At 36.3% G+C, this 13,632-nt stretch carries 15 protein-coding genes; 14 read left to right on the forward strand and 1 reads right to left on the reverse strand.

Annotated features, from left to right (window positions below; all coding sequences use genetic code 11):
- Positions 1 to 43: 43 nt before the first annotated feature.
- From urtB to ureG, 11 genes are read left to right on the forward strand one after another with little or no spacing between them, the layout of a single operon-like run.
- The gene (gene urtB, locus H3T80_RS07190; protein ID WP_198201003.1) at positions 44 to 1,618 is read left to right on the forward strand and encodes an urea ABC transporter permease subunit UrtB; all 1,575 of its coding nucleotides are present in this window, start codon (positions 44 to 46) and stop codon (positions 1,616 to 1,618) included.
- Positions 1,619 to 1,620: 2 nt separating this feature from the next.
- Positions 1,621 to 2,721 carry an urea ABC transporter permease subunit UrtC gene (gene urtC, locus H3T80_RS07195; RefSeq protein WP_110447095.1) on the forward strand — a complete coding sequence of 367 codons (1,101 nt, stop codon included), beginning with the start codon at positions 1,621 to 1,623 and terminating at the stop codon, positions 2,719 to 2,721.
- A complete protein-coding gene (urtD, locus tag H3T80_RS07200; RefSeq protein WP_198201004.1) occupies positions 2,718 to 3,578 on the forward strand; it encodes an urea ABC transporter ATP-binding protein UrtD in 861 nt (286 codons plus the stop codon). The genes urtC and urtD overlap by 4 nt, the downstream gene beginning before the upstream one ends.
- On the forward strand, positions 3,571 to 4,266 hold the full coding sequence (gene urtE, locus H3T80_RS07205; RefSeq protein ID WP_198201196.1) for an urea ABC transporter ATP-binding subunit UrtE: 696 nt from the start codon (positions 3,571 to 3,573) through the stop codon (positions 4,264 to 4,266). Before urtD ends, urtE begins: the two co-directional genes overlap by 8 nt.
- The gene (locus H3T80_RS07210) at positions 4,263 to 5,105 is read left to right on the forward strand and encodes an urease accessory protein UreD (protein WP_198201008.1); all 843 of its coding nucleotides are present in this window, start codon (positions 4,263 to 4,265) and stop codon (positions 5,103 to 5,105) included. Before urtE ends, H3T80_RS07210 begins: the two co-directional genes overlap by 4 nt.
- Before the next feature lie 33 nt (positions 5,106 to 5,138).
- Complete coding sequence (gene ureA, locus H3T80_RS07215) at positions 5,139 to 5,441, forward strand: urease subunit gamma (RefSeq protein WP_086363101.1); 303 nt, start codon at positions 5,139 to 5,141, stop codon at positions 5,439 to 5,441.
- 12 nt (positions 5,442 to 5,453) lie between these two features.
- Complete coding sequence (locus H3T80_RS07220; protein ID WP_110447092.1) at positions 5,454 to 5,783, forward strand: urease subunit beta; 330 nt, start codon at positions 5,454 to 5,456, stop codon at positions 5,781 to 5,783.
- Positions 5,776 to 7,479 carry an urease subunit alpha gene (gene ureC, locus H3T80_RS07225; RefSeq protein WP_144189541.1) on the forward strand — a complete coding sequence of 568 codons (1,704 nt, stop codon included), beginning with the start codon at positions 5,776 to 5,778 and terminating at the stop codon, positions 7,477 to 7,479. The genes H3T80_RS07220 and ureC overlap by 8 nt, the downstream gene beginning before the upstream one ends.
- Positions 7,480 to 7,499: 20 nt before the next feature.
- Entirely contained in the window at positions 7,500 to 7,967 is a 468-nt protein-coding gene (ureE, locus tag H3T80_RS07230) for an urease accessory protein UreE (RefSeq protein ID WP_086359529.1), read from the forward strand.
- 1 nt (position 7,968) lies between these two features.
- Complete coding sequence (locus H3T80_RS07235) at positions 7,969 to 8,637, forward strand: urease accessory protein UreF (RefSeq protein WP_370527345.1); 669 nt, start codon at positions 7,969 to 7,971, stop codon at positions 8,635 to 8,637.
- 38 nt (positions 8,638 to 8,675) lie between these two features.
- Positions 8,676 to 9,293 (forward strand): urease accessory protein UreG, encoded by a 618-nt coding sequence (gene ureG, locus H3T80_RS07240; RefSeq protein WP_086359531.1) that lies wholly within the window; start codon positions 8,676 to 8,678, stop codon positions 9,291 to 9,293.
- A 121-nt stretch (positions 9,294 to 9,414) separates the two neighbouring features.
- Here ureG and H3T80_RS07245 read toward each other — a convergent pair whose 3' ends face one another.
- Positions 9,415 to 9,732 (reverse strand): chorismate mutase, encoded by a 318-nt coding sequence (locus H3T80_RS07245; RefSeq protein WP_110447090.1) that lies wholly within the window; start codon positions 9,730 to 9,732, stop codon positions 9,415 to 9,417.
- 515 nt (positions 9,733 to 10,247) lie between these two features.
- On the opposite strand from H3T80_RS07245, the gene H3T80_RS07250 reads away from it, so the two are divergent.
- From H3T80_RS07250 to H3T80_RS07260, 3 genes are all read left to right on the forward strand, one after another.
- A complete protein-coding gene (locus H3T80_RS07250) occupies positions 10,248 to 11,129 on the forward strand; it encodes a LysR family transcriptional regulator (protein WP_198201010.1) in 882 nt (293 codons plus the stop codon).
- 231 nt (positions 11,130 to 11,360) lie between these two features.
- The gene (locus H3T80_RS07255) at positions 11,361 to 12,569 is read left to right on the forward strand and encodes an MFS transporter (protein ID WP_198201012.1); all 1,209 of its coding nucleotides are present in this window, start codon (positions 11,361 to 11,363) and stop codon (positions 12,567 to 12,569) included.
- A 30-nt stretch (positions 12,570 to 12,599) separates the two neighbouring features.
- Positions 12,600 to 13,631, forward strand: a complete 1,032-nt coding sequence (locus tag H3T80_RS07260) for an alpha/beta hydrolase (RefSeq protein ID WP_110447087.1) — start codon at positions 12,600 to 12,602, stop codon at positions 13,629 to 13,631.
- Position 13,632: the final 1 nt, after the last annotated feature.

Raw genomic sequence — 13,632 nt, forward strand, 5'->3', positions numbered from 1 at the left:
CATTGGTTAATCAATATGACGAGCAGAAGCATAGGAATAAATAATGAAAAGAATAATATTGATTTGTCTGTTATGGATGATCGCCAATCTAGCAACAGCAGTACTACCAGAACATTTTGAGCAAAAACTAGCAAAAGGTTCACTAACTGAAAAACAACAATTAATCAGTGACATGATTAAGGAAAATAATGCAACAATACAGCCTCTTTTCAATGCATTAGTTGAGGGGAACTTATACTGGCTGGAGACCAATAGTACACTAGTTATAAAAAAGGATAATCAATTTGTTAATTGGAATAACAAGCAAGTACTGGATGTACCTAAAAATAAGTTTAAACGTATTGCGATTAACAATAATATTCGTCAATTAATTGCCGAATATCAACTTCAAATGAAGCTAACTAGTAATACTATTCCAACAAGACGTATTGCAGCGAAAGAGCTTTTCGGACATATTCAATCACCATCACAAATGAATTTCATTGTTGAAAGGTTAGCTCAAGAACAAGATAGTGAAGTTAAACAGCGATTACTTGAAGCATTATCATTCGCAAAACTGACAAATTGCGATGAAAATGAATGTTTGGTTCTACTGACACAACTTAGTCAGGTGACTAACCCTATTTTTGTTCAGAAACTACAACAATTGACTACCACCAATGATTCACAAATAGTCAAAGATACGGCACAAAACCTACTTGATAAATTAACCCAAAAAAAAGCAATGTATGAAAAAACTGAACAAGTCTATTTTGGTATTAGTTTAGGTGCAGTACTCGTACTTGCTGCCATTGGACTCGCTATTACCTTTGGGGTTATGGGCGTGATTAATATGGCGCATGGTGAATTAATTATGATTGGCGCATATACCACATACGTGATGCAACAACTATTGCCTAACTATCCCGGCATAGCGTTAATTCTCTCTATCCCTGCTGCATTTTTGGTATGCGGTGCGGTAGGAATGTTAATAGAAATAAGCGTTATTAGATATCTATATGGTAGACCTCTCGAAACCTTATTAGCCACTTTTGGTATCAGTCTATTATTACAACAGTTATTCAGAACAATATTTTCACCGTTAAATAAAGCAATAATCACGCCGAGTTGGATGCAAGGTTCAATTCAGATCAATGACTTTTTATCGCTCACGATTAATCGGCTATATGTTATTGGTTTTAGCTTAACCATTTTCATTATTTTGTTATTGATTATGAAAAAAACAGCTTTAGGACTTAATGTCAGAGCTATTTCGATGAATCCATTAATGGCAAGATGTTTAGGCGTTAAAGCCAGCTGGGTAAATGCGCTAACCTTTGGCCTTGGTTCCGGTATAGCTGGATTGGCAGGCGTTGCTCTTTCACAAATCACCAATGTTGGCCCAAATCTTGGTCAAAATTATATCATTGATTCATTCATGGTAGTGGTATTTGGTGGTGTTGGTAATTTATGGGGAACATTAATTGCTGGCTTAATTTTAGGGTTGGCCAATAAATTTTTAGAGCCAATTACTGGAGCCATGTTAGCTAAAATTGTGGTGCTGATTAGTTTAGTACTGTTTATTCAAAAACGACCTCGCGGTCTTTTCCCACAACGCGGTCGAGCTGTAGAGGGGTAAATATGTTAACAAAATATTTTAAACAAGATAATGGCGGTTATGTTCTATTTTGTCTAACTTTATTAGTCAGTTATTTAGTAATAGCTAATCTTTTTTTCCCAACTAATAGCCTATTTTATGTTGGTAATCAGACTATTATTTTAGTCAGTAAATATCTATGTTATGCCTTGCTTGCACTATCTGTTGATTTAGTTTGGGGATATTTAGGCATTTTAAGTTTAGGTCACGGTGCTTTTTTTGCACTGGGTGGCTATATGATGGGAATGTATTTGTCTGTACAGGGAGAAAATGGTTCGACCATTCTGCCTGATTTTGCCTCATTTATTAATTGGCAAAGTTTACCTTGGTATTGGCAAGGATCAGATAATTTTTTAATTACTTTGCTATTAATTATTCTAGTACCTGGATTATTAGCTTTTATATTCGGTTATATGACATTTCGTTCCCGTGTTTCTGGGGTTTACCTTTCAATAATTACACAAGCACTCACCTTTGCATTAATGCTAGCTTTTCAACTCAATGAGATGGGATTTGGGGGTGATAATGGTCTGACTAACTTTAAATATTTATTAGGTTTTTCAATCACCACTAACGGAATGCGGATAACATTATTACTTATCACGTTAATGGCTGTCATTATTAGTTATCTGATATGTTATCAATTAATCAAAAGTAAATTGGGTAAAGTAATTATTGCTATTCGAGATGCAGAACCACGCATTAGGTTTGTTGGATATCGAGTTGAAAATATCAAATTAGCTGTTTTTACGTTTTCAGCCGTATTAGCTGGTATTGCAGGAGCGTTATATGTGCCACAAGTAGGAATTATCACACCTATTGAATTTTTACCTTTAAATTCAATCGAAATTGTCGTTTGGGTTGCAGTCGGCGGACGAGCGACTTTATATGGCGCTATTGTTGGTGCATTTTTAGTTAATTATTGCAAATCACTTTTCACCGTATGGTTCCCTGACCAATGGCTATTTGCTTTAGGCCTTCTGTTTGTATTAGTTACTTTATTTCTTCCAAAAGGTATTGTTGGTTTAATCAATCTAACTATATCTAAAAAATACAAACTAAAACAATTGGAGGCAAATATATGAATAAAAAAAGTTTAAATAAAAAATTAAAATCTGCCTCTCCTTTGCTTAAAGACTTTGAAGCACTACCACAACCAGATTTGGATACCAATAAAGGTATTATTCTTTACTTGGAAGGCATTAATGTTAGTTTTGATAACTTTAAAGCGATTAATGATTTGAATCTTTATATTAAACAGGGTGAATTACGCTGCATTATTGGTCCTAATGGCGCAGGTAAAACGACAATGATGGATGTAATCACTGGTAAAACAAAACCACAAGCAGGCACAGCATGGTTTGGTCAAAAACTTAATTTATTAACTATGGATGAACCACAAATTTCCCAAGCCGGCATCGGTCGCAAATTTCAAAAACCGACTGTATTCGAAGCCTTAACAGTTAATGACAATTTAATGATAGCAAATGCCGGGAAAAAAACAGTTTGGCATACTCTTCGCCATCGAGTTAACAAGATAGAACAAGAACAAATAGATGAGATACTTCTGCTAATCGGTTTAATGGACATGCGTCATAAATATGCGGCTATTTTATCTCATGGACAAAAACAGTGGTTGGAATTAGGAATGTTATTAATGCAAAAACCTCAACTATTATTAGTTGATGAACCTGTTGCCGGAATGACAACTCAAGAAATGGATAAAACAGCAGAATTATTAAATTCGTTAGCGGGCAAACATTCGTTAATTGTTGTTGAACATGATATGGATTTCGTCAGACAAATTGCCAAAACTGTTTCAGTATTGCATCAAGGTTCAATATTGGCTGAAGGAAATATGGAACAAGTACAAAATAATCCTAAAGTAATTGAAGTCTATTTAGGACAATCTACTACTGGGAGGAACGTTAATGTTGCTTAAATTATCTAATGTCAATCAATTTTATGGACAAACGCACATTTTATGGGATATCGATCTGTGTTTAGCCAAAGGTAAATGTACATGTCTAATGGGACGTAATGGCGTTGGCAAAACTACTCTAGTACAGTCTATTATGGGAAATTTAAAGATCAAAAAAGGCAATATACAATTTAATGATACCGATATTACCCATAAATCTATCGAAACCCGCGCCTATATGGGAATAGGTTACGTTCCACAGGGTAAACAAATCTTTTCTCAACTAACTGTTGAAGAAAATCTACGTGTTGGTTTAGCAGCTAAAAGATCCCGCTCAGCCAAAATACCTGATTTAGTTTATTCGTTATTCCCTGTATTAAAAGAGATGAAAAACCGTCGTGGCGGCGATCTATCTGGAGGACAACAACAACAATTAGCGATTGGAAGAGCTTTAGTTATTGATCCATCATTATTAATTTTAGATGAGCCAACAGAAGGTATTCAACCCAATATTGTACATGATATAGGCGATATCATTAATCGACTCAATCATGAATTAGGTTTAACTGTATTGTTAGTTGAACAAAAATTGCCTTTTATTCAGATGGTTGCTGATGATTTTTATTTACTTGACCGAGGACGAAATATCGCTAATGGCGCCTTACAACAACTAACACCAGATTTAATAAAAAATTATTTAACGGTATGATTCAAAATAATACATCTCAAAAAAATGCTAATGGCTGGCTAGGTAAACTATCACTATCTTTTGCTAACCGTTTTGTAAATGGTGAACTACAGCGAACTGAGTTAGTTGATCGTCAACAACAAGGGCCTTTAACTATACAACGGCCATTCTATCCAGAAGGAAAACCTTGCCATATTTATTTACTCCATCCCCCAGGAGGGATTGTTGGAGGGGATAAACTTGAGCTGGATATTTTTTTAGATCACGATAGCCATCTATTAATGACTATGCCCGGAGCAAGTAAATTTTATCGCAGTCACGGCAATATTGCACAGCTAAAACAAAAATTTACTTTAGCGCCGAATAGTATTATTGAATGGTTACCGCAAGAAAATATTTTTTTTAATGGTACTAATGCTAATTTAACGACTGAATTTAATTTAACGTTAAATAGTCGATTGCTTGGCTGGGAAACATTATGCTTTGGTCGACCGGTTATGCATGAAAAATTTGGACAAGGCAATATCAAAAGCCGTTTAACAATTAATTTACCGGATGAATTAGGTCTTGAGGAGCACTTAAAAATTATTGATGGTAATTGTGCTCCTATAGGTAATTACACATATAGTGCAACTTTATTTGCCTATCCGATTAATCTAACCATTTTACAACAAGTGCAAAAAAAACTTGAAAATAGTAGGGTTCCAATCGGTGCAACTGCTTTGGGACAATTATTAACCGTTCGCTTGCTAGCAAATGATAACCAAATTTGCCAACAATATTTACACCAATTATGGGCATTATTGCGTCCGTTAATTATCAATTTACCCGCATGTCCACCTCGAATTTGGGCAACCTAACTTATTTATTATATATGCAATGAGAAAATAACGATGAAACTAACTCCGAGAGAAAAAGACAAATTATTACTATTTACAGCAGCATTGGTCGCCGAAAGGCGAAAAGCGCGAGGGGTAAAATTAAATTATCCTGAATCAATAGCACTAATTAGTGCCGCAATTTTAGAAGGTGCTAGAGATGGTTTAACCGTTACTGAATTAATGAATCTAGGACGAAAAGTCTTAACGCGTAACGACGTAATGGAGGGAATTGCCGATATGATCCAAGATGTTCAGGTTGAAGCAACATTTCCTGATGGGACTAAATTAGTGACTGTTCATAATCCTATTATTTAAAAGGTAAATTATATGATTCCAGGCCAAGTGATTGTACAAGCAGGTAATATTGAATTAAATAAAAATCGCAAAACCATTCAAATAACGGTTGCTAATCATAGTGATAGACCTATTCAAATAGGCTCTCATTATCATTTTTTCGAGGTTAATCAAGCCTTAAAATTTGAGCGAGCCAAAAGTTATGGATTTCGCTTAGATATTGCCGCCGGTACAGCTGTACGGTTTGAGCCCGGGCAAAGCCGTACTGTAGTGTTAGTTGAACTAGCTGGTAAAAGGCAAGTGTATGGATTCCAAGGTGCTGTAATGGGTGCATTAGATAATAAAGGAATTGAAAATGAGTAATATTTCTAGACAAGCGTATGCAGAAATGTTTGGCCCAACCACCGGAGATAAAGTTCGCTTAGCCGACACCGAGTTATGGATACAAGTTGAGCAAGATTTCACTACTTATGGTGAAGAGGTTAAATTTGGTGGTGGAAAAGTAATCCGTGATGGTATGGGGCAAAGCCAATTATGTGCAGATTTGGTTGCCGATGTTGTAATAACCAATGCTTTAATCATTGATCATTGGGGAATTGTTAAAGCTGATATTGGTATTAAAAATGGACGTATTTTAGCTATTGGTAAAGCGGGAAATCCCGATATACAACCAGATATAACCATCGCTATTGGTGCTAGCACTGAAATTATTGCTGGCGAAAATAGCATTGTTACAGCAGGCGGAATTGACTCTCATATCCATTTCATTTGCCCACAACAAGCTGAAGAGGCTATATGTTCAGGAATAACTACATTTATAGGTGGTGGTACCGGCCCAGCAACGGGAACAAACGCAACCACGTGTACACCAGGTAAGTGGCATATCGAAAAAATGTTACAAGCTTGTGATAATTTACCTGTAAATGTTGGGTTATTAGCTAAAGGGAATTGCAGTGTTATTGAGCCATTAATCGAACAAGTCAATGCCGGCGCTATTGGCTTAAAATTACATGAAGATTGGGGCTCAACACCACAAGCAATAAGTAATTGCCTTGATGTAGCCGATAAGATGGATGTACAGGTAGCTATTCATACCGATACTTTAAATGAATCTGGCTTTGTAGAAGACACTCTCGCTGCCATTGGAGAGCGAACCATTCACACTTATCATACGGAAGGCGCAGGAGGCGGCCATGCCCCCGATATTATAAAAGCTTGTGGTTACGCTAATATTTTACCTTCCTCCACAAATCCTACTCGCCCTTATACTATCAATACTATTGATGAACATTTAGATATGTTGATGGTTTGTCATCACTTAGATGCTGGAATTGCAGAAGATGTTGCTTTTGCCGAATCAAGGATACGCAGAGAAACTATTGCTGCCGAAGACATATTACATGATTTAGGCGCATTTTCTATGATTTCATCAGACTCTCAGGCCATGGGACGAGTGGGAGAGGTTATCATAAGAACATGGCAAACTGCTCATAAAATGAAAACGCAACGTGGCCCATTATATCCAGATAATCAACAGAATGATAATTTTAGAGTTAAACGTTATCTAGCTAAATACACTATAAATCCAGCGATTACCCATGGTATAAGCCATGAAGTAGGTTCTATTGAAGTAGGAAAATTAGCCGATTTAGTCATTTGGCAACCTGCTTTTTTTGGCATAAAACCAAGTTTAATTATTAAAGCGGGAATGATTGCTTACGCCGAAATGGGTGATGTTAATGCATCAATTCCCACACCACAACCCGTACACTATCGCCCTATGTTTGCTAGCTTAGGAAAAGCAGGTTTTTTATCTAGAATGACATTTATTTCACAAACAGCTGCCGATTTAAATGTAGCAAAAAACTTGGGATTAAAAAGTTTGATTGGTGTGGCAAAAAATTGCCGTCAGATTAAAAAACAAGACATGATCCATAACTCATGGCAACCCAATATTGAAGTGGATGCCCAAACCTATGAAGTAAAGGCCGATAACAATCTATTGAGTTGTGAAGCTGCATCTATCTTACCAATGGCACAGAGATACTTTTTATTTTAATAAATTGAGAACATAACATCATGATAATTTTAACAAAGATACTTACTAAACCATTAACAAAAACACAACTACAGTCTGTCAAATACTGTACTAAATTAGATATTGATAGCCGAATAAAAAGCCGCAGCAAAATAGTGCTTAATAGTGGTCAGGAAGCCGGTGTTATATTACCTAGAGGTTTATTAATTCGCGGTGGTGATTATCTTGCAACAGAGGATGAATCAATAATTATTGAAGTATTGGCTGCAAACGAAAATGTATCCACAGCCTACTGCAATGATAAATTGTTGTTAGCCAGAGCATGTTATCATTTAGGTAATCGTCATGTTCCATTACAAATTGCTACAGACTTTGTTCGTTATCAACATGATCATGTGTTGGATGAAATGCTAACACAATTAGGAATTAAAGTACTGGTTGAACAAGCTCCATTTGAACCGGAAGCTGGAGCTTATCAAAGTAGTGCTATTGGCCACCATCATCATTAAGATAAAAAACATGCTGCAATATTTACGTAACTTACAATTAGCCAGTGCAAATTTACCTGTTGGGGGATTCACCTATTCTCAAGGATTAGAATGGGCAGTTGAAGCCAAATGGGTAACTAATCAAATCGAAACCAAAGATTGGCTAATACAGCAAATGTATAGCACATTGCGCTTTTGTGACTTACCTATTTTGGCTCGACTACATCAATGTACTATTAACCAAGATGAACAAGGTTTTAGTTATTGGACTAGAAATTTACTACGTCAACGAGAAACAAGTGAATTAAGACTTGAAGAACAGCAACGAGGAAAAGCCTTTTTTCGATTCCTAGAAGGATTAGGGTTTATTCATCCATGGCAAAATTTATTAATACAATCACAAGTTGCCGGATTTGCTTGGTATGGTGCGACAAATAAAATGTCGTTAGAAGATATACAAATAAGCTGGAGTTACAGTTGGCTCGAAAGCAACATTATGGCGGCAATCAAATTAGTACCTTTAGGACAGCAAGCAGGACAACAGCTGATTTATCAATTATCAACATTATTACCTTCAATTATTAAGCAAGCAAATGATGTTAAAGATGATGATATTGGCGCAGGATCGCCTTTAGTAGCTATTGCCAGTAGTTGTCACGAAACACAGTACTCAAGACTGTTTCGATCATAAATTAAGCTCATAAAATTATAGAAAAAAGAGAAGAGAATATGAATACCATTACACATACACCGCTAAGAATTGGAGTTGGCGGACCGGTAGGTTCAGGAAAAACGGCCCTACTTGAAATGCTATGTAAAACAATGCGCAACAAATATCAATTAGCCGTTGTCACTAACGACATTTATACAAAAGAAGATCAGCGAATATTAACCGATGCAAAAGCATTAGATCCCGAACGTATTGTTGGTGTTGAAACTGGTGGTTGCCCACATACAGCAATTCGCGAAGATGCATCAATGAATTTAGCTGCAGTTGAGGGATTAATGGAAATGTTTCCACATCTAGATATTATTTTTATCGAAAGTGGAGGAGACAATCTTAGTGCAACTTTTAGTCCTGAATTGGCCGATCTGACTATCTATGTCATTGATGTTGCTGAAGGAGAAAAAATTCCACGAAAAGGAGGTCCTGGTATAACTAAATCAGACTTTTTAGTCATTAATAAAATTGATCTCGCACCGTATGTCGGTGCTTCTTTAGCAGTGATGGAATCTGATACCAATAAAATGCGCATTGATAAACCATGGGCATTTACTAATTTACGGACGAAACAAGGATTAGATAAAGTCATTGAATTTATTGAAACCAATGGTTTATTTAAATAAGTTTATCACATTCCCAACATTATCCAGATAAATAATGTTGGGGAAGTTAAGAACCAAGCATAAACATTTAACCTAGCAATTAATAAGCTTAAATTAAATTGTTAATAACAAGTTAATGTAATTATTTTTCTTTATGTTGAAGACGCTTTAATTCTTCATCAATAAAATATTTCACTAAATTAGCATACAATTCTTTAATGATATCACCATCGAGACCTAACTCATCAGCCCAAAGCTTACGTTGCTCAAGCATACTATTAAAACGTTCTTTAGCTTGAACATCGATAGCATTTTTTTTGAACTGACTGGCGGCTTTAACATAGTCAAAACGAGTTGCTAGTAATTGAATTACTAGATGATCGATATTATCAATTTCCGCGCGAATATCATTCATATCACGACATTCATTGGCTAAGACATTTGGATGGTATTGAAACATATAGTGTGGCCGATAATTGATAGTTTTGCTATCTTAGCACTGTATAAATATTGCTAAAAGAATTTAAATTGCCAAATTTGGAATTGGTGAGCCAAGGGAAACTAAACAACCCAATAAAAAACCTTATTAGTACTATATTTTTATTTTTAACAAACTCAATCGTATACCTAAAACGAAAAGTGCCCCCTAAAATTGGGTATTTTTAGTACTCACTTATTTTGGATTTAAAGTTGATTTTTCGCGGATGTAAAAATCTGTCCAAAGAGGCTGTACCCAAATTTGAGTGTTAAAGAAATTACCCCCTCCATTAAAATAAAATTTTATAAAAAACTGTCCATACTATACATGATTTTTTATAAGCCTTATTGTATAAGGGTTTGTGCTATGTATAGTCTACATTTTAACTCTGCATAACTCTACATTTTTACTGTACATAAAAACAACGAACCTTTTTCCTATAACTTAATTATTGTTATACTTTTTAAGCATAAAAAATAGTTGTATGTGAGGTCATTTTGGATATTAAAGTATTACGTTATTTTTTAGCTCTTGCTAGAGCGGAAAGTATCACTGCGGCTGCTGAGTATTTACATCTGACTCAGCCAACATTATCTCGTCAACTGGCTGAATTAGAGCAAGAATTGGGTAACACCTTATTTATTCGAGGCAGTCGTAAAATTACCTTAACCGATGAAGGTATGCGTTTACGCAAACGTGCTGAAGAAATTTTAGAATTAGTGCAAAAAACTGAATTAGAGTTTCAAACCTCAGCTGAGGAAATCAGTGGCAATATCTATATTGGTTGTGGTGAAACCCATGCCATGGGATTAATTGCTGAGGTTGTTAAAGCATTACAACACGACTATCCGCAAATTCATGTGCATATTTATAGTGGTGATGCTGATGAAGTAACAGAACGTCTCGATAAAGGCTTGCTCGATTTTGGATTATTAATTGGTGTGGAAAATATCAGCAAATATGAGTCGTTGCTATTGCCGGAAAAAGATACTTGGGGAGTGTTAATGCGTAAAGATAGTCCACTTGCACATCAAGATGTGATTAGACCTAGCGATTTATGGAACTTGCCACTTATTATCTCTAAACAGAAAGAAGTCGATAACCGAATTACGCGCTGGTTAAAACGTGATTTAGATAAACTCAATGTAATTGGCTCATATAACCTACTTTACAATGCCTCACTTATGGTCGAAAAAAACATGGGTTATGCATTAAGTCTTGATAAGCTGATTAACACGACAGGTAATAGTCATCTTTGTTTTAAACCTTTAGAGCCACAATTAACGGTTGATATTCACTTAGTTTGGAAACGTTATCAAATTTTTTCAAAAGCAGCTGAAATCTGTTTACAGCGAATGAAACGGGCTTTTTCTCAATAAATTCCTCTGAATATAGAAGTGAGCAAAATGATCCTCCTATTTTGCTGGGCTTATTCTTATGACTTCTTTTTATTGATATTAATGACATTAAATACAGTTTATACCCATGCTTTTAAGGCATAAATAACCATAAAATATAAGTAATTTACATATATTTAGCTGCTATTTAGACTATGATCCATTCCACAACTATTCAATTCATTCGTCTTTAATATAATAATGGGATTAACCATGTCAGATAACACATTAAATTCCCCAAGTACGGCGTATTGGGGAGCAATATTTTCACTATTTATTGGAGTAACAAGTTTGATTGCCGCGGAATTTATTCTTGTTAGCTTATTAACCCCTATCGCACAAGATTTCAATATTACTGAAGGTCAAGCAGGCCAAAGCGTCACAATGGTGGGGATTTTTGCGGTAGTCACCAGTTTGGTTCTCGCACCCATGACCCAAAATATTAATCGTCGAGTAGTATTACTCACTTTTTCTATTTTATTAGTATTATCCAATTTGTTCGTTGCTGTTGCGCCTAATTATTTCATTATGCTGATTGGTCGAGCGCTATTAGGGATTTGTGTTGGTGGATTTTGGTCAATGGCATCTGCTGTAGTATTACAATTAGCGCCGAGTAAAGATATTCCTCGAGCATTAAGTATTGTCTATACCGGAGTGTCGGTTGCAACGATTATTTCACTGCCTCTTGCCAGTTATTTAGGTCATTTAGTCGGTTGGCGTAATGTGTTTTTTATTGCTGCGGCGTTAAGTTTTATCGCACTAGTTTGGCAACGGCTTACCCTACCATCTTTACCGCCGCGTGAAAGCAGTAATTTTAAAAATATGTTTGCCCTATTTAAGCAAAATTGGTGTTTTCTTGGCATTATCGGTACAATTTTTAGTTATGGAGGCTATCACCTCTTTTTTACTTATCTGCGACCGTTTTTAGAGCACAATTTAGCACTACAAACCGGTCCATTAACCCTTATTTTATTGGTATTTGGTATCGCTAATTGCATCGGAACCTTTGTTGCGGGTTTACTACTTGGCCGATTTTTTAGACCTGTGATGATCGCTATTCATTTAGTCTTAGCCGCTATAGCCATGCTCTTATTTATTAAATATAGGTTTTTAAGTTCTGATAATGTGACTATGGATACTACATTAGTGATTGCTTGGGGATTTGTGTTTGGATTTATCCCTGTTGGTTGGTCAACGTGGATCACTCGAACGCTTGCTGATAAAGCTGAATTGGTTGGTGGATTGTCGGTTGCCGCGATTCAACTTTCCATTGGTTTAGCAGCTGGTGTTGGTGGAATGACCTTTGACCAATTAGGGGTTAGTGGCATTTTTATCACGGCCACGATTATTTGTATTATAGGTGCCATCATTACCGCCTTGTGTTTTAGTTTATATAAAAAAGCAACAGGCAACCTTGCTTAATCAATCTTATATAGATAAAAAGGATCACAAATGAAAATCAAGTTTACGGCTTTAGTGTTTATGCTAACTTTTGTACAAACAACACTTGCGAACACGGCAGAAGTGGCTGTGCAACATTTTCCAAATCCATCAACAGTGAGTCAGGCATTACAACCTTTAGTCTCTGGCGAACCCCCTTCCTTTTGGAATGATCATCCTAAAACTAATTCCGAATGGCATCAATGGGTTGATACGATTGCTGCCCAAACATTAAAAACACTTCCTATGTTAAAAGAACGAATGCAAGTCAGTGTTACAGCTACGCAGCTTGGTAATGTTAATGCCTTTATGGTCACACCTAAAACGATTGCACCATATAATCAAAATCGTATCTTATTACATTTTCATGGCGGTGGTTATGTGCTTAATCCAGGTGAGGCAGGTACCGCTGAAGCAATTATGATGGCGGAATATGGAAAAATCAACGTCATTTCAATTGATTATCGAATGGCACCAGACTTTCTGTTTCCAGCGGCCGTAGACGATGCACTAACAGCCTATCGCGAATTGCTTAAACAGTATCCTGCCGAGAATATTGGCGTATTTGGCACCTCAACTGGCGGTGGTATGACACTAGCCTTAATGCTAAATGCCAAAGCTCACGACCTACCTTTACCAGCGGCGATCGTTGTTGGCACGCCTTGGACCGATTTAAGTAAAACTGGTGATTCCTATTTTACGCATGAGGGGATTGATAATGTGCTCGTCAGTTATGACGGCTGGTTGGGAGACGCAGCCAAACTGTATGCTGGCGATCATGATCTTAAAGAGCCACTATTATCTCCCATTTATGGTGACGTGAATGATTTTCCACCAACGCTGTTAGTTACGGGAACGCGCGATCTATTTTTAAGTAACACAATCAGAATGCATTTGAAATTACGAGATGCCGGCGTGGCTGCTGATTTAGTGGTGCTAGAAGGCGTATCTCATGCCCAATATTTAATGGTTTCTGATGCGCCAGAAGCCCAGCGTTATTTTAATGAAGCAAGTCAGTTTTTTGATCAGTATCTAGCTAACTAAT

This window comes from Gilliamella sp. W8145 (genome assembly GCF_016101145.1).
In the GTDB taxonomy this organism is placed as follows: domain Bacteria; phylum Pseudomonadota; class Gammaproteobacteria; order Enterobacterales; family Orbaceae; genus Gilliamella; species Gilliamella apis_A.